A 21,792-nucleotide genomic window follows, 5' to 3' on the forward strand; every position below is an offset into this window, starting at 1 on the left:
TGATCTCACATGCCGATGGGCAGAGTGCACGGCATCTTTCCGCTGCCGGATCATACGATGCCAGCCTTGAAGTTTGCTCAACTGCGTTACCTGGCGCTGATTCTACTGGCTTGGCTGACAGTTTTTACCCTGACCCGCAGTGCCTTGCTACTCAGTCACCTCGGCGAAGCGGATCTCGGCTTGAGCGAACTCGCCCGTTTATACGCCACAGGTCTGGGCTATGACGTGGGCTTTGGGTTTTACGCGGCACTGCCGCTGGCCCTTTACCTGCTGCTCTGCCCACGGCGCACCTGGCAGCAGCGCTGGCACCGCGGCCTGCTACATGGCGTAGTGGCTGTCAGCCTGTTCGCCATGTTGTTTACCGCCGTGGCGGAGTGGCTGTTCTGGGACGAGTTCGGCGTGCGCTTCAACTTTATCGCCGTGGATTACCTGGTTTACTCCGACGAGGTACTCAACAACATCCTCGAGTCTTATCCGATCTACCCGCTGCTGGCGGCTCTTGCCGTCATTGCTGCGGTTGCCGCCATGCTCTTGCGCAGCGCCACAGACGCCGCCCTCAACGCAGCGCTGCTGAGCTGGCGTGATACGCCATGGGCAGTAGCAGGGTTTGTCCTGGCGGCCTGCGTCAGCAGCCTGCTGCTCGACCAGGACTTCCCCCGCGGCACAGACGGCAATCCGTACCAACGCGAACTGGCGAGCAATGGCCCCTACCAATTCTTCGCGGCCTTTCGCAACAATGAGCTGGATTACCCACAGTTCTACGCCAGCCTTAACCAGGACGAAATCGCCAAGCAGTTGCGCGCCGAGCTCAGCGAGCCCAACGCACGCTTTATCGGCAGCGAACCTATGGATATTCGCCGGCGGATCGATAATCCCGGCCTGGTACAGCGGCGCAACGTGGTACTGGTGACCATAGAGAGCCTCAGCGCCAAATACCTGGGCAGCTTCGGCGACACTCGCGGTCTGACCCCCAACCTCGACCGGCTACGCCAGCAGAGCCTGTTCTTCCCCAACTTCTACGCCACCGGCACCCGCACCGACCGCGGACTCGAGGCCATCAGCCTGTCGATGCCGCCGACGCCAGGGCGCTCTATCGTCAAACGCATCGGCCGTGAAAGCGGTTTCGCCAGCCTTGGCCAGCAATTCCAGGCCCTCGGCTACGACAGCGCCTTCGTCTATGGCGGGCGCGGTTATTTCGACAACATGAGCGCGTTTTTCCGCGGCAACGGTTACCGCGTGGTCGATCAGAGCAGCGTCAATGAGCACGATATCCACTTCAAGAATGCCTGGGGCATGTCAGACGAAGACCTCTACACGGAAACCTTGAAGCTGGCCGACGCCGACCATGCCGCCGGCAAGCCGTTCTACCTGCAACTGATGACCACCTCCAACCACCGACCGTACACCTACCCGAGCGGGCGTATCGATATCCCATCGGGCTATGGCCGCGAAGGCGCCGTCAAGTACACCGACCATGCCATCGGCCTGTTTCTCGAGCAGGCGCGGCACAAACCCTGGTTTGCCAACACCCTGTTCGTCTTCGTTGCCGATCACACCGCCGGTAGCGCCGGCACCGAAGACCTGCCGGTGGCTAACTACCATATCCCGCTGTTCATCTACGCCCCGGCCTTTATCCCACCACGCGAACATGCAGGCCTGACCAGCCAGATCGACCTGGCCCCGACCTTGTTGGGCCTGCTCAATGTCGACTACACCTCGACCTTCTTTGGCCGCAATGTACTACGCGCGGATGCAGCGCCAGGCCGCGCTCTGCTTGGCAATTACCAACACCTCGGTCTGTTCGATGGGCACGACCTGGCGATTCTCAGCCCACGCAAGCGCATGCGCCGCCACGCTGACGCCCTGGGTCTCAGCCACGAAGCGAGTGCCACGGCCGACGAGCCGCTGATCAAGCGCAATATCAGCTACTACCAGAGCGCCAGTTACGACTTCAGCCACCACCTGCTTGGCTGGCAGCAGACGCGCGCAACCGCCACCGAGCGACTCGCCGTCGCTCCGGCCCAGACCAAGGATCGTGACCATGCGCTTTGAACTCCTCCCGGCCGCATCCAGGCCGTTCAACTTCCACCTGGGCTTCGGCCTGCCCCTCGCGCTGATGCTGCTGTTGTTGCTGGCAGATCCAACTGCGCTGGACTTTGTCATTGCCCACTGGGCCTACGATCCACAGGCGGGCTTTATTGGTCGGCATAGTTGGTTTCTCGAAGACATCCTGCATGACCGCGCCAAGCAGGCGGTGATCGCCATCGGCGTACTGGCCATTGTCGGTTTCGTGCTCAGCCTGCTAGTCGGGCGCTGGCGGGCATGGCGCCGCCCGCTGGGTTACCTGGTGCTGGCGATGGGGCTGTCGACCAGCTATGTGACGCCGTTGAAAGCCCTGACCGGCGTGCATTGCCCCTGGAGCCTCAGCGAATTTGGTGGCGAGGAAACTTACACACCACTGTTCAGCAGCCGCGCAGCAACCGAGCACCCCGGGCGCTGCTGGCCCGGTGGCCACGCTGGCGCGGGTTTCGCGCTGCTCGCGCTGTTCTTCGTCCTGCGCGACCGGCGCCCAGGTCTGGCCAGGGCAGCACTCGCCGTGGCCCTGATCTTGGGCATTACCTTCTCGGTCGGGCGCATGCTGCAGGGCGCGCACTTCTTCTCGCACAACCTGTGGACCGCGCTGTTCGACTGGCTGATCAGCCTGGGTTGCTACCGCCTGGTGCTATACCGGACGCCCCTCACTTCAGCCCTCAGTCTCAGAGTTCGAGCAGATACAGGCACAGCGACAGACTGAGCAGCGAGCCAAGGGTCGAGAGCAAGATAGTGCTGGAGACCACTGCCGCCTCGCGGCGATAGAACTCGGCCAGCATATAGGGCCCAGTACCCGTCGGCAGGGCGCTCAGCAGCAAGGCCGCGGCGGCCCACAGGGGCGGCAGTTGCAGCACATGGAAAGCCAGTACCCAGGTAATCAATGGGTGAGCGATCAGCTTGATCAGCACCAGGGCGACGCTACCCTCGCTGCGCCCAACCTGCTTGTGGGCCAGAAACAGGCCGAGGGAAATCAGCGCACAGGGCGCGGTGGCACTGGCCAGCAAGTCGATAAAACGGTGCAGCGGCGCGGGCAGCGCTTGGCCGCCCAGCGCCCACAGACCGCCAAGCAACGGCGCAACGACCAGCGGATTCTTGATCAATGCAATCAGCACCTTGGCCGTCGCACGCCGCAGGCTCTTTTCATCCTGCAGGGCGACCTCGATACACACCACCGCCAGGGCAAACAGCACACAGATCACGATCAGGCTGGCGATCAGCGCTGGCTGCAGTCCCTCGTCACCGAAAACCAGCAGACACAACGGAATGCCCATATAGCCGGTATTGGCGTAAGACGCGCTAAGTCCCTGGATGCTGGCATCGGCCAAATTACCGACCCGACGCAGGCGCCAGCACAGCGTCAGCAGGAACACCAGCAAGGTGCCCAGGCTATAGGCGAGGATGAACTGCGGCTGCCAGATCTGCGTCCAGACCGCCGTGGCCGTGGCCTCGAACAGCAACGCTGGCAAGCATAGCCAGACCACCAGGCGGTTGATTTCCGAGGCGGCGCTCGGCCCAAGAACGCCCGTGCGGCGGCACAAGTAGCCGGCCAGGATCAGAGCAAAAATAGGCAGAATAACGTTGAACACCGAAGCCATGAAGCCGACCACCTACGAGCAAAGTGATCGCGCAGACTAAGGGCAGCAGGTCTACGCGTCTAATCGCAATTTGCTCGCATCAGCGCAGCTCAGCCTATCCGCGTGCTCAGCCAGCCGGCTCCGGCCAGAACGCGCGAATGCCGGCGACACCCTGAGCACCCGCTTGCCATGCCTGCGCCAAATCCTGCGGACCGACACCGCCAAGCAGGTAGGTCGGCTGATTGAAACTGCGCAGCAGTTCGCCGGCCACAACCCAACCCAGCGCCGGTGCATCAGGGTGAGTCTGGGTGGCCTGCAGCGGCGACAGGGTGACAAAATCCACGCCCATCTGCGTTGCCAGTGCCAGCTCTTGCGCCGAATGACAGGACGCCGCCAACCAACGCCCCTGGGCCAATGGTCGGCCCTTGCCGGCATATCGGCGCAGCTGCTCGGCGGTCAGGTGCCAGCCCGCGGCGGGAAAATCCCCCAACCACTCCAGCGGCCCCTTGAGCATCAGCTGCGCCCTGCCCGCGCAGAGCCCCTGGATATCCAGGGCCAAGTCACGGTACTGGGCATCGAACATACCCGGCGCACGCAGCTGGACCAGCCGAATGCCGGCGGCCAGCGCCGCGCGCACCCCCTGTAACAACGCCTGCGGGGTCAGTCCCTCTGGCGTGATCAGGTAGCGGTCGGGCAAACGGGCAGCGGCAATGATCGGCTGGTTCGCCGCCGGAAACTGATACTCGGCCAACTGCCGCGGACCGACCCAGGCCAGCGGCTGGCCTTCGGCACCGTGGGGTTCGCCAACGAAGGCCGACACCTCCCAGACATCCAGCAACACCTGCTTGTCCGGGTAATCGTGATGCACCTGAATCAATGGCCGCGCTTCAGTCGGGCGAATCCCCAGCTCCTCCTCCAGCTCGCGAGCCAGGGCGGCCTCCACCGCCTCGCCGGGCTCGACCTTGCCGCCGGGAAACTCCCACAGCCCGCCTTGGTGCCTGTCGTCCGGGCGCTTGGCAATCAGGATACGGCCATCCGCCGCACGGATCACCGCGGCGGCTACATGAATGCGTTTCACTCCAACTGCTCCGCCTGAGCCGCCTGATACCAGCGCAGGAATGCCGGCCACTGATAGACCGTGGCCACATACGCCGCCGCCACCTCGGGCAACGCCACCCGATAACTGCGCAGCCGAGCCGCAACAGGCGCGAAGAAGGCATCCGCCAGGCTGGCGCGGCCGAACAGGAAGGGGCCGCCCTCACCGAAGTTGCCACGGCACTCGGCCCAGAGCGCACAGATGCGGCGGATATCGGCCTCGGCATCAGCCGGCATCTCGGCCAGTGCCTGATCGCGCTTGAGGTCCATCGGCAGATGCGTGCGCAGCGCCGCAAAACCGCTGTGCATCTCGGCACAGACACTGCGCGCCACCGCGCGGGCGTATTCGCCGCGCGGCCATAGGTGAGCCTCGGGGAAGCTTTCGGCGAGGTATTCGCCAATCGCCAAGGAGTCCCACACCGGCCCCTCTTCGGTCTGCAGCAGCGGCACCTTACCGGTCGGCGAATGCACAAGGATGCGCGCACGGGTGTCCGGGCGATCGAGTGGGATCAGTACTTCGCTATACGCAGCCTCGGCCAGCTCCATGGCCAAGGCGGCGCGCAGCGACCAGGACGAATAGGTTTTGTTGCCGATGATCAGAACCAGGGACATGGGGGCACTCCTTGCGTGATGCGGTTGCTGAAGGGTCAATGGACATTAGGACGCAGCGCCGCTCAATAGCAAATTCCCATTGTTCATGCCCCCATGAACAATGGGAATATTCGACGCCGCTCGCGCCTACCTTGCGCGCTAAAGGCGGTAGGCTGCGCTCAAGTCCGATATTCGGCGTTGATCTTCACGTACTCGTGGGACAGGTCGGTGGTCCAGATCGTCTCGCTGCAGGTGCCACGCCCCAGTTCGATGCGAATAGTGATTTCCGCTTGGGCCATCACCGCCGCGCCCTGCTCTTCGGTGTAGCTGGCCGCACGGCAGCCATGGCTGGCAATGCACACGTCGCCGAGGAACACGTCGATCAGGTTGACATCCAACTGCGCCACACCGGCACGGCCGACGGCGGCGAGGATGCGCCCCCAGTTCGGGTCGGAGGCGAACAGCGCGGTCTTGATCAGCGGGGAATGGGCCACGGCATAACCGACGTCCAGACACTCCTGGTAAGTCGCCCCGCCATTGACCTGCACGGTGACGAACTTGGTCGCGCCTTCGCCGTCACGCACGATGGCCTGGGCCACCTCCATGCACACATCGAACACCGCCTGTTTGAGTGCGGCGAACAGCGCGCCGCTGGCCTGGGTAATCTCCTCCAGCGGCGCCTGGCCAGTGGCGATCAACATGCAGCAATCGTTGGTCGAGGTGTCACCATCGATGGTGATGCGGTTAAACGACTTGTTCGCCGCATCGCGCAGCAAGTCCTGCAACACACCCTGGCTGACCTTGGCGTCGGTCGCGATATAACCGAGCATGGTCGCCATGTTCGGCTTGATCATCCCGGCACCCTTGCTGATGCCGGTGACGGTGACGGTCACCCCGTCATGCACGAACTGACGGCTGGCGCCCTTGGGCAGGGTGTCGGTGGTCATGATGCCGCTGGCCGCTTCAGCCCAGTGGTCCGCGTCCAGATCGTCCAAAGCCGCCTGCAAGGCGCCTTCGATCTTCTCCACCGGCAAGGGCTCGCCGATCACCCCGGTGGAAAACGGCAGCACCGCCCCCTCCTCGACACCGGCCAGCTGCGCCAGGCTGGCGCAGCTGCGCCTGGCATTCTGCAAGCCGGGCTCGCCGGTGCCGGCGTTGGCATTGCCGGTATTGGTCAGCAGGTAGCGCACGCTACCCAGGACACGCTTTCTCGCCAGGATCACCGGTGCCGCACAGAAGGCATTGAGGGTGAACACCCCGGCCACGCTGGAGCCTTCGGCGCAGCGCATGACTACCACATCCTTGCGCCCGGGGCGCTTGATGCCAGCCGAAGCGATGCCCAGCTCGAAACCTGGAACCGGGTGCAGGGTAGACAGCGGGCCAAGACCAACAGCCATAGGGTGTGCTCCTTGAGGGATTTAAGTGTCGCGCCACTGGACGCGACCGAATTCGATGGCAAAACGCCGCGAGCGGCTAAGCCGTTCGCGGCGTTGTAGGTAGCGTGAGGCATCTACCCATCCAACCGGGTGACCAACAGGCCGTTGAGAAACCTAGCGCGCGAAGCCCGCAGTAGTTTATCAACGCGTCTGTCAGTTGACCTGGCCGTGACAATGCTTGTACTTCTTGCCGGAACCGCAGGGGCAAGGCTCATTACGGCCGATTTTCGGCTCGGCACGCACTGGCGGCGGCGCAACGGCCACATCACCGTCTTCAGCCACGGCGTCGGGCTGCATCAGGGCAGAGGCTTCGGCGTGCTGAAACTGCATGCGTTCGGCCAGTGCCTCGGCTTCGCGGCGCAGACGCGCCTCTTCATCGACCTGATCTTCGCGACGCACCTGGACATGCGACAAGACCCGGATGGTGTCGCGCTTGATCGAATTGAGCAGCTCCTGGAACAGGGTAAACGACTCGCGCTTGTACTCCTGCTTGGGGTTCTTCTGCGCGTAACCACGCAGGTGAATGCCGTGGCGCAGGTGATCCATGGTCGACAGATGGTCTTTCCACAGGTCGTCGAGCACGCGCAGCAGAATCTGCTTCTCGAAGCTACGCAGAGCCTCGGCGCTGGCCAACTCTTCCTTCTCGTTGTAGGCCGCGATCAGCTCTTGCAAGATGCGCTCGCGCAGGGTTTCTTCGTAGAGTTTGTGGTCGTCGTCGAGCCACTGCTGGATCGCTAGCCTGAGGTTGAAGCCGGTGTACAGCGCCTCTTCCAGGCCGGCGACATCCCATTGCTCGGGCAACGACTGCGGCGCGATATGATCGTTGATGATGCCTTCCAGCACTTCCTTGCGGAACTCGGCAATGGTTTCGCCAATATCCTCGGCTGCCAGCAGGTTATTGCGCATGTGATAAATCACCTTGCGCTGCTCGTTGGATACGTCATCGAATTCCAGCAGTTGCTTGCGCATGTCGAAGTTACGTCCCTCGACCTTGCGCTGCGCCTTCTCGATGGCGTTGCTGACCATCCGATGCTCGATCGCTTCGCCGGGCTGCATGCCCAGAGCCTTCATGAAATTCTTCACCCGATCCGAGGCGAAGATGCGCATCAGGTTGTCTTCCAGTGACAGGTAGAAGCGGCTGGAACCCGGGTCGCCCTGGCGACCGGAGCGGCCGCGCAACTGGTTGTCGATACGCCGCGACTCGTGCCGTTCGGAGGCGACCACATGCAGGCCGCCGGACTCGATCACCTGTTGATGGCGTTTCTGCCAGTCGACTTTAGTCTGCGCGATCTGCTCTTCAGTAGGGTTTTCCAGGGCGGCCACTTCGACCTCCCAGTTGCCCCCCAGGACGATATCGGTGCCGCGACCGGCCATGTTGGTGGCGATGGTCAGCGCGCCAGGGCGCCCTGCCTGAGCGATGATCTCGGCTTCTTTTTCATGGAACTTGGCGTTGAGCACCTTATGCTCGATGCCTTCTTCATTCAACAATCGCGAGACGTACTCGGAACTGTCGATGGTCGCGGTACCGACCAGGATCGGCCGGCCCTGGGCCTGGCATTCCTTGATATCGGTAATAATCGCCGCGTACTTCTCTTCCTGGGTCAGATAGACCAGGTCGTTGAAGTCCTTGCGTTCCATCGGCCGATTGGTCGGAATCACGATCACCGCCAGGCCGTAGATCTGATGGAACTCGAAGGCTTCGGTGTCGGCGGTACCGGTCATACCGGACAGTTTGTTGTACAGGCGGAAGTAGTTCTGGAAGGTGGTCGAGGCCAGGGTCTGGCTCTCGGCCTGGATCGGCAAACCTTCCTTGGCCTCGATGGCCTGGTGCAGGCCCTCCGATAGGCGCCTGCCCGGCATGGTGCGACCGGTGTGCTCGTCGACCAGCAGTACCTGATCGGTCTGCACAATGTATTCGACGTTGCGGTTGAACAGCTTGTGCGCCCGCAAACCGGAATAGACGTGGGTCAGCAAGCCGAGGTTATGCGCCGAATAAAGGCTCTCGCCCTCGGCCAGCAAACCGGCCTCGGTGAGCACTTCCTCGATGAACTGATGGCCAGCCTCATTCAGCTCAACCTGACGGGCCTTCTCGTCGACCGTGTAATGGCCTTCCTGAGTGACCACGCCTTCCTCTTCCTCGATGTGCAGCTTGAGGGTAGGGATCAGCTTGTTGATCTCGGTATACAGCTTGGAGCTGTCTTCGGCCTGGCCGGAGATGATCAACGGGGTACGCGCCTCGTCGATGAGAATCGAGTCGACTTCGTCAATTACGGCGAAATTAAGCTCGCGCTGGAACTTGTCCTCCATGCTGAAGGCCATGTTGTCGCGCAGGTAGTCAAAACCGAATTCGTTGTTGGTGCCATAAGTGATGTCGGCAGCATAGGCGGCACGCTTTTCATCTGGAGGCATGAAGGGCGTAACGATGCCCAACGACAAACCGAGGAATTCGTACAGCGGACGCATCCAGTTGGCATCGCGGCGAGCCAGGTAGTCGTTGACCGTGACCACATGCGCGCCTTTACCATCCAGCGCGTTGAGGTAGACCGCCAGGGTTCCCACCAGGGTCTTGCCTTCGCCGGTACGCATTTCGGCAATCTTGCCTTCATGCAAGGTCATGCCGCCGATCAACTGCACATCGAAGTGGCGCATGCCCATGACGCGCTTGCCCGCTTCACGGGCTACCGCGAAGGCTTCCGGCAGCAACTGATCGAGGGATTCACCTTTGGCCAGGCGGGCCTTGAACTCGGCGGTCTTGGCACGCAGTTGCTCATCCGAGAGCGCGAGCATCTGCTCCTCGAAGGCATTGACGATCTGAACCGTCTTGAGCATGCGCTTGACTTCACGCTCGTTCTTGCTTCCAAAGAGCTTTTTCAACAAAGGCGCAAACATATAGGCAGGGTCTTCCACGCGTATGGATGGAGGGCGGCCCATGAGTCGCCCATGCAGCCCTCATGGCTGCGTGCGAAGGGGGCATTCTACCCGGAAACGGCGATGAAGAAAGCGGCGTTATTCGACGTCGCTGACTCGAGCGATATAGCTGGTGGGGTTGACCACCCGGCCATTTTGACTGACTTCGAAATGCACATGGGAACCGGTAGAGCGGCCGGTGCTACCAACCTTGGCGATAACCTGACCGCGCTGCACCAGATCGCCAACCTGCACCAGATTGCGCTGATTATGCGCATACAAGGTGACGTAACCATCGACATGGCTGATTTCCACGGCATTACCGTAGCCGGAGCGGCGGCTTGCCGCGGTCACGACGCCCGCTGCCACGGCGATCACATCACTGCCGGCCTTGGCGGCGAAGTCCACGCCCTTATGCACGCTCAAACGCCCGTTCATGGGGTCGGTACGCCGGCCGAACGGCGATGATATATAGCCTTGCAATACCGGGCGCCCCGCAAGATATTCGGCTTCATGGAGCTGGCGATCGGCGAGCAGCTGCTCCAGCACCTCGAGCTGCTGCTCACGGCTGTCCAGGCGCAGGGCCAGATCATCGAGGGTGCTGATGAATGACGGCGGAGAATAGGCTGAGCCACCGAACAGCTCTTCGGGACCGCCCTGACCCACGCTCAAGGAAAAATCGAATTCACTGGCATCCAGCTCGGCCAGCTCGGTCAAGCGCTCGCCCAGTGCATCCAGACGGGTCAAGCGGGCCTGCAACTCGGCAACATGGGCGGCGAAAGCATCCAATTGACGCTGCGCTTTGACCCGCACCGCGCCCACTTCCGCACGCTGCCGATCCAGCGCCGCGCTCAATTGCGCGCTGCCTGGCGCGTTTTCCACTTGCGGCACGACCCACGCCCCCACTGCGACCCCACCGCCAAGCACCGCCACGATCAGCATGAGCAGCGCAACCAGCAACCAACGTAAATCCAGGCTCAGTGAGCGCGCGGCTCCGTGACTCCGATTGAGTAAAATAATGTGCATGGCTTCCCCATTAAGGCAGAGCCAAAGTCGGCGGCAGAGAGTCTGCTACCATGGCGGCTCCACAATTTCAGGCGTCCTGCCATGACGTTTCGTCCCTTGCCGGCCAAAGCACCCGCCGCACTAATGCGCGAAGCGAAGCCTTTGAGAGCGCTGTTTAGTCAGGCGCAACGCATCGATCACCTGCAGCACTTACTTGAAAGCCAGCTACAACCCGCGGCCCGCGAACACTGCCATGTAGCATCCTGGCGCGAGGGTTGCCTGCTTCTTATCGTCACCGATGGCCACTGGGCCACCCGCTTGCGTTATCAGCAACGTCGCCTGCTCAGGCAGCTGCAGACACTCGAAGAGTTCGCGACATTAACTAAGATCCTGTTCAAGGTGCAACCGCCAACTGCTGAAAGGCGTGCACCCGGTCGCACAATCAGCCTATCCAGCAGCGCTGCCGAGAACATCCAGGCCACTGCAGACGGCATAACCGACCCCAAACTGCGCGCCGCCCTGGAGCGACTGGCCAAGCACGGCCAACCCCGCGAATAGCACCAAAACAAGCTGGGCCATGGCGAATGGTTTGCGGCTGTTTTGCAGAAAAAAGAAGCCACCCTAGGGTGGCTTCATAAACAAAGGGAGAGAGTTTTTACTTACACCGCCGCAACCGGACGCATGTAAGAGATAGGCGCATTCTTGATGTCATCGAAGGTGACCACTTCCCAAGCGTCCGGCTGCTCGATCAACGCGCGCAGTAGACGATTGTTCAAGGAGTGCCCCGACTTGAAACCGCGAAACTCACCGATCAGGCTATTGCCCAGCAGGTAGAGATCGCCGATGGCATCGAGGATCTTGTGCTTGACGAATTCGTCCTCGTAACGCAGGCCGTCTTCGTTCAACACACGAAACTCATCCACCACGATGGCGTTATCCACGCTGCCGCCGAGCGCCAGGTTCTGCGAACGGAGGAACTCGATGTCACGCATAAAGCCGAAGGTGCGCGCGCGGCTGACTTCCTTGACGAAGGAGGTGCTGGAAAAATCCACGCTGGCCGACTGGGTTCGATTGCGGAAAACCGGGTGATCGAAATCGATCTCGAAGCTCACCTTGAAGCCTTCGAAAGGGACGAAGGTGGCGCGCTTGTCGCCCTCCTCGACCGTCACTTCGCGAAGGATACGGATGAACTTCTTGTGGGCTTCCTGCTCCTGCAACCCAGCGGACTGAATCAGGAATACAAAGGGGCCAGCACTGCCATCCATGATCGGCACTTCGGACGCGGAGAGCTCGACGTAGGCGTTATCGATGCCCAGGCCAGCCATGGCCGAAAGCAGGTGCTCTACCGTATCCACCTTGACGTCACCACTGACCAACGTGGTCGACATGGTGGTTTCACCGACATTGCCTGCCCGCGCGGGAATTTCCACGACAGGGTCAAGGTCGGTACGACGGAACACGATACCGGTGTCCACAGGTGCCGGCTTCAGGGTCAGGTATACCTTCTCCCCGGAATGCAGGCCGACGCCAGTGGCGCGGATAATGTTCTTCAAGGTACGTTGTCTGATCATGGCTCTGGCCGCTATAGCACTAGTTGCGAATTGTTTTCAACAATGGCCGGCGATAATAGCAGAACCGGCCTTTGCTGAACACCAATCGCCCCAATACTCCTGATACATGCCATCAATCGGCCTGACGACGCAGGAAGGCCGGGATGTCCAGGTAATCCAGGTCATCCTGCGGATTCAGCTTGGCCGCGGCTGCACCGCCGCCGTGACTTTGCCGCTGAACGGTTGGGCGCTCGTAGTCCTTGTAATTGACGCTTTGCTCGCCACGCGAAGCTGGGGTAGCCGCCGACGAAGCACTGCTGGTCGTGACTTGCACGGTATTGTCGATCACCTTGACCGGCTTCTCGATTTTTGCGCCCAGGCCAGTGGCGACCACGGTAACGTGTAGCTCGTCGCGCATGTCCGGATCGATCACGGTACCCACCTTGACGGTGGCGTGCTCGGAAGCGAACTGTTCGATGATGTTACCCACGTCGGAGTATTCGCCCAGGGACAAATCGGGACCGGCGGTGATATTCACCAGGATGCCACGCGCACCCTGCAGGTTGACGTCTTCCAGCAGCGGATTGCGGATTGCCGCCTCAGTGGCTTCACGCGCACGGTTCGGACCGCTGGCGCAGCCAGTGCCCATCATCGCCATGCCCATCTCGCTCATCACGGTTTTCACGTCGGCGAAGTCGACGTTGATCATGCCCGGACGCTTGATGATGTCGGAGATACCGCGCACGGCACCGGCCAGCACGTCATCCGCCTTGGCGAACGCCGACAGCAGGCTGGCATCTTTACCGAGGATGGTCAGCAGTTTTTCGTTGGGAATGGTGATCAGCGAGTCGACGCTTTCCGCCAGGGCACGAATACCCTCCTCGGCGATCTGCATACGCTTTTTGCCTTCGAACGGGAACGGACGGGTCACCACAGCGACGGTGAGAATGCCCATTTCCTTCGCCACCTGGGCGATCACCGGCGCAGCGCCAGTACCGGTACCACCACCCATACCGGTGGTGATGAAGACCATGTCGCAACCTTGCAGCACTTCGGCGATGCGCTCGCGGTCTTCCATGGCGGCCTGACGGCCGATTTCAGGATTGGCGCCCGCGCCCAGGCCCTTGGTCACGCCAGTACCCAGCTGCAGGATGGTGCGCGCACCGATGTTTTTCAGTGCTTGCGCATCGGTATTGGCGCAGATGAACTCGACGCCTTCGATGTTGTTCTTCGACATGTGGTTGACCGCATTACCGCCGCCGCCGCCCACGCCAATTACCTTGATGACCGCACTTTGCGGGATGTTGTCTACGAGCTCGAACATTTTCCCTCTCCTTTGCTTCTAGTTGTAACGCCTACTGCATAAACGCTTGTTAAATCAGAAATTGCTTTGTATCCAGCGCTTCACGCGCTCGAATAGCGGTGTCTTGGGTTCATCGCTGTAGCTGCCGATGGTCGACATCGATATGCCGTCAGCCTGCTTCTGCAGGCCATATAGCAACAGGCCCACACTGGTGGAATAAATCGGGTTACGCACCACGTCGGCCAGGCCCTTGACCCCCTGCGGCATGCCCAGGCGGACCGGCATGTGGAAGATTTCCTCGGCCAACTCGACCGCGCCTTCCATCTTCGAGGTGCCGCCGGTGAGCACGATGCCCGCCGGGATCAGGTCCTCATAACCGCTGCGGCGCAGCTCGGCCTGGATCAAGGTGAACAGTTCGTCGTAACGCGGCTCGACCACTTCAGCCAGGGACTGGCGCGACAGATCGCGCGGCGGACGATCGCCGACGCTCGGCACCTTGATGGTCTCGCCCGGACCGGCCAGCTTGGCCAGGGCACAGGCATAACGGATCTTGATTTCTTCGGCGTACTGGGTCGGTGTGCGCAACGCCATGGCGATGTCGTTGGTGACCTGGTCGCCCGCAATCGGAATCACCGCGGTGTGGCGAATCGCGCCTTCGGTGAAGATGCAGATGTCGGTGGTGCCACCGCCAATGTCGACCAGGCACACGCCCAACTCTTTCTCGTCATCGGTGAGCACCGCATAGGCCGAAGCCAGCTGCTCGAGAATGATGTCGTCGATTTCCAGGCCGCAGCGGCGCACGCACTTCTCGACGTTCTGCGCCGCATTCACCGCGCAGGTCACCACATGCACCTTGGCTTCCAGGCGCACGCCGGACATGCCCAACGGCTCGCGCACGCCTTCCTGATTGTCGATCACGTAATCCTGCGGCAGGGTGTGCAGCACCCGCTGATCCGCTGGAATCGCCACGGCCTGGGCTGCATCCAGTACGCGCTCAAGGTCGGCTGGACTGACTTCGCGATCACGGATGGCCACGATGCCGTGGCTGTTGAGGCTGCGAATATGATTACCGGCCACGCCGACGAAGGCCGAGTGGATGCGACAACCTGCCATCAGCTGCGCCTCTTCCACCGCGCGCTGGATCGACTGCACGGTCGATTCGATATTGACCACCACGCCCTTCTTCAGGCCGCGCGACGGGTGGGTGCCGATACCGACGATCTCCAACTGGCCATCGGCAGTCACTTCACCGACCAGCGCCACCACCTTGGAGGTGCCGATATCGAGGCCAACGATCATCTTGCCGCTCTGCACGTTTACCATGGGTCTCGCCTTCTCCTGATTCACTGCACGACAGCGGTATCAGCCGCCGTGGGCGCAACCGGCTCACGCCACGCCACGGCCAAGCCGTAGGCGTAACGCAGATCGATTCGCGCGATATTCGTTTGTTGCTCTTTCAGCGCCTTGTCGTAGATGGCGCTGAAACGACGCATTTTTTCCACCAGGTGATCACGGCCCAACAGCAGCTCGATCCCCTGCCCGGTGGAGAGGAACCAGCTGCCTCGCTCACGCAGCTCCAGTCGCGCCACGGAAAAACCCATTGGACGCAACATCTGGCTGAGCACCTGGTACTGCTGCATGACCTTCTGTTGTGCCCGCTTGGGGCCATACAGTTGCGGCAGGTGCTGATAGTTCGCCTGTTCCTTGGGCGCGAAGGCCTTACCCTGATTGTTCAACAGGGCCTCATCGCCCCAACGGGCGATCGGCAGGTGCTCCTCGAGGCGCACCACCAACTGGTCCGGCCAAACCCGCCGCACCTGCGCACTGGCGATCCAGGGCATCTGCTCCAACTCATGACGCATGCCCGGCAGATCGACACTGAAGAAGCTCGCCTTAACGAACGGCTCGATATGCTGCTGGATCGCCTGCTGGCTGATGTAGCTGAGATCGCCCTCGACGCTGATCTTGGCGATCGGCCGGTCCGCGTAGGGCAGCAGGCGTTGCGCCAACTCGTAAGCTGCGAAGCCCAACACCAGCAGCAACAGCGGCCAGGTGATGCGCTTGAGCAGAGCGAAATTGGCTTTGGGCAACCGCAGGCCGACCGACTCCTTGGCCACCATGCGGCTGGCACCGCGCTGCGCAGGCTTGCCGCGCAACGGTGCACGTGCAGAGCCTGGCTGGTGACGCAGAGTGGCGATCATGGTTTAACCCCGCGCCTCAAAGCTGTCGGCGAGGATCGCCAACACCAGTTGTTGAAAATCCAGACCGGCAGCACGCGCCGCCATTGGCACCAGACTGTGGTCGGTCATGCCCGGTACGGTGTTGACCTCCAGCAGCCAGAACTTCCCGGCAGCGTCCTGCATCACATCGACTCGCGCCCACCCCTGGGTAGCAACCGCTTCACAGGCCCGCGCGCTGAGGTTTTTCAGCTCTTCTTCCTTGGCCGCATCGAGGCCACAGGGGATGCGGTACTGGGTATCGCTGGCCAGGTACTTGGCGTCGTAGTCGTAGAACGAATGTGGCGTGCCCAGGGCAATCGGCGGCAGCACCTGGCCGCGCAGCAGGGCGATGGTGTATTCCGGACCGTGAATCCACTGTTCGACCAACACCTGCGAATCGTACTGGCTGGCGTCCTGCCAGGCGGCGATCAAGGCGTCGACATCGGCCACCTTGGCCATGCCAATGCTCGAGCCTTCATGGGCCGGTTTGACGATCAGCGGGAAACCCAGCTCCGCCGCGGCGGCGCGGCAGTCCTCGGCACTGGCCAATACCGCATGACGCGGAGTCGACAGACCGAGGCTTTGCCAGACCTGCTTGGTGCGCAGCTTGTCCATGGCCAGGGCGGAAGCCAGAATGCCGCTGCCGGTATAAGGGATGCCGGCGCACTCGAGCAGGCCTTGCATGCTGCCGTCTTCACCGCCGCGACCGTGCAGCACGATGAAGGCGCGGTCGACTTTCTCGGTGAGTAGACGCTGCAGAAAATCGTCACCGACATCGATGCCAAAGGCATCCACGCCCGCACTTTGCAGCGCTTTGAGCACGGCATTACCGGAGTTCAGCGAGACGTCACGCTCGGCGCTCTTGCCGCCGAACAGCACGGCGACGCGGCCGAAAGCCGTAACTGGCAGGTGCGACGTCAAGGATTCGGCGCTCATTTGGACTCCTCCTCTTTCGACTCGCCGACAGCCACGGCGAACAGCGCGCTTTGCAGCAGTTGCGGGGCCAAGCCACCGATATCGCCGGCACCCTGGCATAGCAGGATGTCGCCAGCGCGCAGCAGCGGCTTGATCAGCGGCGCCAGGTCGACGCCACGCTCGATGTAGATCGGGTCCAACTGGCCACGCTGACGGATGCTGTGGCACAGATGCTTGCTGTCAGCCCCCGGGATCGGCTCTTCGCCGGCCGGATAGACTTCCATCAACAGCAGGACGTTGGTGTCGGCCAGGACCTGGACGAAATCCTCGTAGAGGTCGCGGGTACGGCTGAAACGGTGCGGCTGGTAAACCATCACCAGACGACGGCCCGGCCAACCACCGCGCACCGCCTTGATCACCGCCGCGACTTCGCGCGGGTGGTGGCCGTAGTCGTCGACCAGCATCACGCTGCCGTCGGCCACTGGCAGTTCGCCGTAGACCTGAAAGCGTCGGCCGACGCCCTGGAAACCGGACAGACCCTGGACGATGGCTTGATCGCTGATGCCTTCATCGGTCGCAATGGCAATAGTCGCCAGGGCATTGAGGACGTTGTGATTGCCCGGCATGTTCACCGACACATCCAGCGGCGCGCAGTCGCGACGCAGCACGGTAAAGAAGGTCAGCATGCCCTGCTGGCGCACGTTGATCGCGCGCACGTCGGCATCCTCACCGAAGCCGTAGGTCATGACCGGGCGCTTCACCTGCGGCAGGATCTCACGCACGATGGGGTCGTCGACGCACATCACCGCCAGGCCGTAGAACGGCAGGTTATGCAGGAACTCGACGAAGGTTTTCTTCAACTTGTTGAAGTCGCCCTCGTAGGTGCTCATGTGGTCCATGTCGATATTGGTGACCACCGCAACCATCGGCTGTAAATGCAGGAAGCTGGCATCGCTTTCGTCCGCTTCGGCAATCAGGTAGCGGCTGGCGCCCAACTGGGCGTTGGTGCCCGCCGCATTCAGGCGACCGCCAATGACGAAGGTCGGGTCCAGGCCGCCAGCGGCGAACACCGAAGCCAGCAGGCTGGTGGTGGTGGTCTTGCCATGGGTGCCGGCCACGGCAATGCCATGTCGGTAGCGCATGAGTTCGGCGAGCATTTCCGCACGCGGCACCACCGGGACACGTCGCTCCAGGGCAGCGGCCACTTCCGGGTTGGACGTATTCACGGCACTGGAGACCACCAGCACATCGGCGTTCTCGGTGTTCTCGGCGCGGTGGCCGATATGGATCTGCGCACCAAAACTCTGCAGACGCTCAGTGACCGCCGAAGCCTTGAGGTCGGAGCCGGACACCTGATAGCCCAGATTAAGCAGCACTTCGGCGATGCCGCACATACCGGCACCACCGATGCCGACGAAGTGGATGCGGTGGATACGGCGCATTTCAGGCTGCGGGAAAGTTTTGCGACTCTCAACCACGGGCCACCTCCAGACAAATATCAACAACAGTGCGGGTTGCATCGGGCTTGGCCAGACGCCGCGCGGTACGCGCCATTTCGTTCAATCGTTCAGGGTGCATCAAGACCTCGGACAGCTGTGCAGCCAACGTGGCGGCGTCTGTGGAGCGTTGTGGCAGAAGGACGGCAGCGCCCTCCCTGGCGAGATAGTCGGCGTTACGCGTCTGGTGATCGTCGATGGCGTGGGGCAGCGGTAGCAGGAACGACGGCAGACCGGCGGCGGCCAGTTCGCTGACGGTCAAGGCACCGGCGCGGCATACCACCAGATCGGCCCAGGCGTAGGCGCGGGCCATGTCCTTGATAAACGCAGCGACCTGCGCTTCGACGCCGGCAGCGCGGTAACGTTCGCCAGTAATCACATCGTGTTGCTTGCCGGCCTGGTGGAACACTTCCGGGCGCAGCTCGCCTGGCACTAATGCCAGTGCTTCGGGCAGCAGTTTGTTCAACGGCTCGGCGCCCAGGCTGCCGCCGAGGATCAGCAGGCGCGGCCGGCGATCGCGCAGCGCTGCGCGCGGGGTTTCCAGAAACAGTTCCTCGCGCACCGGATTGCCGGTGGTGCGGCGCTTGGCCGAAGCGCCGAAGGTATTCGGGAAGGCCTCGCAAACGCGGCTGGCAAACGGCGCCAGGCTGCGATTGGCGGTGCCGGCCACGGCATTCTGTTCGTGGATGATCAGCGGCGCGCCACCCAGCTTGGCCGCCAGGCCGCCAGGGCCGGTGACGAAGCCGCCCATACCGAGCACGCACACGGGCTGCAGCTCACGCACCACTTTACGGGCCTGAAACAGTGCCTTGATAAGCTGAAACGGTGCTTTGAGCAGCGACAGCTTGCCCTTGCCGCGCAGACCCGTGACGTTGATCAGGTGCAACGGCAGGCCGGCGGCCGGGACCAATTCATTCTCGATGCCGCGCGGGGTGCCCAGCCAATGCACGCGGTAACCGCGTGCCTGGAACTCGCGAGCACAGGCCAGCGCCGGGAACACGTGCCCGCCGGTACCGCCGGCCATGATCAGCACATTACCGGGCATGGGCAGACTCCTCCGCGTGCTTCTCGTCAACAAAATCCGCCTCGCTGAAATCGGCATCCTCGCTGCCCAACTGGGTGCGCCGCTCCCACTCGATCCGCAGCAACAGCGCCAGGCTGACGCAGCAGATCACCAGGGAACTGCCGCCATAGCTGAGAAACGGCAAGGTCAGGCCCTTGGTCGGCAGCAGGCCGATGTTGACCCCGATATTGATCAGGAATTGACCGATCCAGAGGAACGCCAGACCGTAGGCGACATAGGCCGCGAAAAACTGTTTGGCCTTCTCGGCCCAAACGCCGATATACAGGGCACGCACGCAGACGAAGACGAACAAGCCAACGGTAATCAGGGCGCCCACCATGCCCAGCTCTTCAGCGAGCACGGCGAACACGAAGTCGGTGTGCGCTTCTGGCAAATAGAACTGTTTCTGAATGCTGTTACCCAGGCCGACGCCGAACCACTCGCCGCGACCGAAGGCGATCAACGCCTGGGTCAATTGGTAGCCGGAGCCAAACTGATCGGCCCAGGGGTCGGTGAAAGTGATCAGACGCTGCAAACGGTATTCCTGGGTCTGCACCAGGACGAAGATCGCCCCGACAGCCAGCCCGACCATCAGGCCGAAACGCAGCAGGCCGACGCCGCCGAGGAACAGCATGGCCGCGGCGGCGCCCATCATGACCACGGTGGCACCGAAGTCCGGCTCCAGCAGCAGCAAGCCGGCCATCGGCAGCAATACGACGAAGGGTTTGAAGAAACCAGCCCAGCTTTCGCGCACTTCTGCCTGACGACGCACCAGATAGCCAGCCAGGTAGATCACCACGAACAACTTGGCGATTTCCGAAGGCTGCACGTTGAATGCGCCGAAGCCGATCCAGCGCATCGAGCCATTCACTTCGCGGCCAATTCCCGGCACCAGCACCAGTACCAGCATGGCGAAGGCGGCCAGCAACGCCACCCCGCTCAGACGCTGCCAGGTTTCCAGCGGGATCAACAGCACCACAGCGGCGGCGCCGAGGCCGATCAACAGGTAAATCAGGTGACGGAGCATGTAGTACAGCGGGCTGCCCACATTCACCGCGGCCACCTCGGTAGAGGCGGAAGCGATCATCACCAGGCCCAGACCGAGCAGGGCCAGACAACCGACCAGCAACGGAAAGTCCATGTCCAGGCCACGGCGGCTGAACAGCGGGGACGGGTATGGGCGCAGGAAGGCGAGCATCAGGCGAGCGCCTCCACGGCTTGGGCGAACAGGTGTCCGCGTTCTTCGAAATTCTTGAACATGTCCAGGCTGGCGCAAGCCGGCGAGAGCAGCACGGCATCGCCCGGCTGGGCCAGCTCGGCGGAGCGCTGCACGGCTTCTTCCAGGCTGGTCACCCGGATCAACGGCACGCCGTCGCCGAGCGCCGTAGCCAGGCGCTCGGCATCGCGGCCGAGCAACACCACGGCGCGGCAGAACTGCGCGACCGGCTTGCCCAAGGCGGAGAAATCGGCACCCTTGCCGTCGCCACCGGCGATTAACACCAGCTTGCCGGCGATATCCGCGCCCAGGCCCTCGATGGCAGCCAGGGCGGCGCCGACGTTGGTCGCCTTGGAGTCGTCGTAGTAGCTCACGGCATTATGTTCACCGACCCACTGGCAGCGGTGCGGCAGGCCGGCGAAGCGCTGCAGGGCCTCCAGCATCGGCTCGAACGGCAGGCCGACCGCATGCCCCAGGGCCAGTGCCGCCAGGGCATTGGACTGGTTATGCGCACCGCGAATTTTCAGCTCGCGCACCGGCAGCAGCGCGTCGAACTGGTAGGCCAGGTATTTCTCGCCGTTCTCCTCGAGCAGACCGAAGCGCTTGAAATCCGGCTTGCCCAGACCGAACAACCAGCACGGCATATCGTCCGCTACCAGCGGCCGCGACAATGCATCGTCGCGATTGACCACCACCTGACGCGCGCCGCGAAAAATCCGGTGCTTGGCCAGGTGATAAGCCGCCAGCGAGGCGTAGCGATCCATATGGTCTTCGCTGATGTTCAGGCAGGTCGCCACTTCAGCGTTCAGCTGATCGGTGGTTTCCAACTGGAAGCTGGACAGTTCCAGCACATACAGCTCGACTTCGTCGCTGAGCAAATCCAGCGCGGGAGTACCCAGGTTGCCGCCGACCGCGACCTTCTTGCCGGCCGCCACCGCCATCTCGCCGACCAATGTGGTCACCGTGCTCTTGGCGTTGGAACCGGTGATCGCCACGATGGGGGCCTTGGCATAACGAGCGAACAGCTCGATATCGCCGGAAAGCTTCACCCCGCGCCTGGCCGCTTCCTGCAGCGCCGGGGTGGCAATCGCCAGGCCCGGGCTGACCAGCAACTCGCTGGCACGACAGAGGAAGTCCACGTCCAGCTCGCCGCAACGCACCTCAACCTGCGGGAACTGTTCACGCAAGGTGCTCAGCTCTGGCGGATTGGCACGGCTATCGACCACGGCAAAGGCCAAGCCCTGGCGCGCGAGAAAACGCACCAGGGACATGCCGCTCTTGCCGAGGCCGACAACGATGCGGAATTGGTCGGAAGCGATCAGGCTCATAGT

18 protein-coding genes are annotated in these 21,792 nt (G+C 62.3%); 3 read left to right on the top strand and 15 right to left on the bottom strand.

Annotated features, from left to right (window positions below):
• Window positions 1-57 precede the first annotated feature (57 nt).
• Together B2D37_RS12985 and B2D37_RS12990 are read left to right on the top strand one after the other, a co-directional pair.
• A complete protein-coding gene (locus B2D37_RS12985) occupies window positions 58-2,052 on the top strand; it encodes an LTA synthase family protein (RefSeq protein WP_079204978.1) in 1,995 nt (664 codons plus the stop codon).
• The gene (locus B2D37_RS12990) at window positions 2,042-2,794 is read left to right on the top strand and encodes a phosphatase PAP2 family protein (protein WP_079203080.1); all 753 of its coding nucleotides are present in this window, start codon (window positions 2,042-2,044) and stop codon (window positions 2,792-2,794) included. The genes B2D37_RS12985 and B2D37_RS12990 overlap by 11 nt, the downstream gene beginning before the upstream one ends.
• On the opposite strand, the gene B2D37_RS12995 is transcribed toward B2D37_RS12990, so the two are convergent.
• The 6 genes from B2D37_RS12995 to B2D37_RS13020 form a co-directional block, all read right to left on the bottom strand.
• Window positions 2,757-3,686: an AEC family transporter gene (locus tag B2D37_RS12995; protein WP_079203081.1), complete on the bottom strand. Its 930-nt coding sequence runs from the start codon at window positions 3,684-3,686 to the stop codon at window positions 2,757-2,759. The genes B2D37_RS12990 and B2D37_RS12995 overlap by 38 nt on opposite strands.
• A gap of 106 nt (window positions 3,687-3,792) precedes the next feature.
• On the bottom strand, window positions 3,793-4,743 hold the full coding sequence (locus B2D37_RS13000; RefSeq protein ID WP_079203082.1) for a Nudix family hydrolase: 951 nt from the start codon (window positions 4,741-4,743) through the stop codon (window positions 3,793-3,795).
• Complete coding sequence (locus B2D37_RS13005) at window positions 4,740-5,372, bottom strand: glutathione S-transferase family protein (protein WP_079203083.1); 633 nt, start codon at window positions 5,370-5,372, stop codon at window positions 4,740-4,742. The genes B2D37_RS13000 and B2D37_RS13005 overlap by 4 nt, the downstream gene beginning before the upstream one ends.
• A gap of 158 nt (window positions 5,373-5,530) precedes the next feature.
• Window positions 5,531-6,748, bottom strand: a complete 1,218-nt coding sequence (argJ, locus tag B2D37_RS13010) for a bifunctional glutamate N-acetyltransferase/amino-acid acetyltransferase ArgJ (RefSeq protein ID WP_079203084.1) — start codon at window positions 6,746-6,748, stop codon at window positions 5,531-5,533.
• A gap of 192 nt (window positions 6,749-6,940) precedes the next feature.
• The gene (secA, locus tag B2D37_RS13015) at window positions 6,941-9,676 is read right to left on the bottom strand and encodes a preprotein translocase subunit SecA (RefSeq protein ID WP_079203085.1); all 2,736 of its coding nucleotides are present in this window, start codon (window positions 9,674-9,676) and stop codon (window positions 6,941-6,943) included.
• A gap of 117 nt (window positions 9,677-9,793) precedes the next feature.
• Window positions 9,794-10,720, bottom strand: a complete 927-nt coding sequence (locus B2D37_RS13020) for a M23 family metallopeptidase (RefSeq protein WP_079203086.1) — start codon at window positions 10,718-10,720, stop codon at window positions 9,794-9,796.
• An 81-nt stretch (window positions 10,721-10,801) separates the two neighbouring features.
• Here B2D37_RS13020 and B2D37_RS13025 point away from each other — a divergent pair, with 81 nt between their 5' ends.
• The gene (locus B2D37_RS13025) at window positions 10,802-11,257 is read left to right on the top strand and encodes a DciA family protein (protein ID WP_079203087.1); all 456 of its coding nucleotides are present in this window, start codon (window positions 10,802-10,804) and stop codon (window positions 11,255-11,257) included.
• A 101-nt stretch (window positions 11,258-11,358) separates the two neighbouring features.
• On the opposite strand, the gene lpxC is transcribed toward B2D37_RS13025, so the two are convergent.
• The 9 genes from lpxC to murD all read right to left on the bottom strand — a co-directional run bounded on the left by lpxC (window position 11,359) and on the right by murD (window position 21,789).
• The gene (gene lpxC / locus B2D37_RS13030) at window positions 11,359-12,270 is read right to left on the bottom strand and encodes a UDP-3-O-acyl-N-acetylglucosamine deacetylase (RefSeq protein ID WP_079203088.1); all 912 of its coding nucleotides are present in this window, start codon (window positions 12,268-12,270) and stop codon (window positions 11,359-11,361) included.
• Between the two features lie 112 nt (window positions 12,271-12,382).
• Entirely contained in the window at window positions 12,383-13,573 is a 1,191-nt protein-coding gene (ftsZ, locus tag B2D37_RS13035; RefSeq protein ID WP_079203089.1) for a cell division protein FtsZ, read from the bottom strand.
• 54 nt (window positions 13,574-13,627) lie between these two features.
• Window positions 13,628-14,875, bottom strand: a complete 1,248-nt coding sequence (gene ftsA, locus B2D37_RS13040; RefSeq protein WP_079203090.1) for a cell division protein FtsA — start codon at window positions 14,873-14,875, stop codon at window positions 13,628-13,630.
• Window positions 14,876-14,895: 20 nt separating this feature from the next.
• The gene (locus tag B2D37_RS13045) at window positions 14,896-15,753 is read right to left on the bottom strand and encodes a cell division protein FtsQ/DivIB (protein WP_079203091.1); all 858 of its coding nucleotides are present in this window, start codon (window positions 15,751-15,753) and stop codon (window positions 14,896-14,898) included.
• Window positions 15,754-15,756: 3 nt separating this feature from the next.
• Window positions 15,757-16,707, bottom strand: coding sequence for a D-alanine--D-alanine ligase (locus B2D37_RS13050; RefSeq protein ID WP_079203092.1), 951 nt, complete (start codon window positions 16,705-16,707; stop codon window positions 15,757-15,759).
• On the bottom strand, window positions 16,704-18,128 hold the full coding sequence (gene murC, locus B2D37_RS13055; protein WP_177345222.1) for a UDP-N-acetylmuramate--L-alanine ligase: 1,425 nt from the start codon (window positions 18,126-18,128) through the stop codon (window positions 16,704-16,706). Before murC ends, B2D37_RS13050 begins: the two co-directional genes overlap by 4 nt.
• A gap of 28 nt (window positions 18,129-18,156) precedes the next feature.
• Window positions 18,157-19,227, bottom strand: a complete 1,071-nt coding sequence (murG, locus tag B2D37_RS13060; RefSeq protein ID WP_079203094.1) for an undecaprenyldiphospho-muramoylpentapeptide beta-N-acetylglucosaminyltransferase — start codon at window positions 19,225-19,227, stop codon at window positions 18,157-18,159.
• A complete protein-coding gene (gene ftsW / locus B2D37_RS13065) occupies window positions 19,217-20,443 on the bottom strand; it encodes a putative lipid II flippase FtsW (protein WP_079203095.1) in 1,227 nt (408 codons plus the stop codon). Before ftsW ends, murG begins: the two co-directional genes overlap by 11 nt.
• Entirely contained in the window at window positions 20,443-21,789 is a 1,347-nt protein-coding gene (murD, locus tag B2D37_RS13070; RefSeq protein ID WP_079203096.1) for a UDP-N-acetylmuramoyl-L-alanine--D-glutamate ligase, read from the bottom strand. Before murD ends, ftsW begins: the two co-directional genes overlap by 1 nt.
• Window positions 21,790-21,792 lie beyond the last annotated feature (3 nt).

Origin of the sequence: Pseudomonas sp. CC6-YY-74, from assembly GCF_002025205.1 — a bacterium.
GTDB classification, from domain to species: domain Bacteria; phylum Pseudomonadota; class Gammaproteobacteria; order Pseudomonadales; family Pseudomonadaceae; genus Aquipseudomonas; species Aquipseudomonas paeninsulae.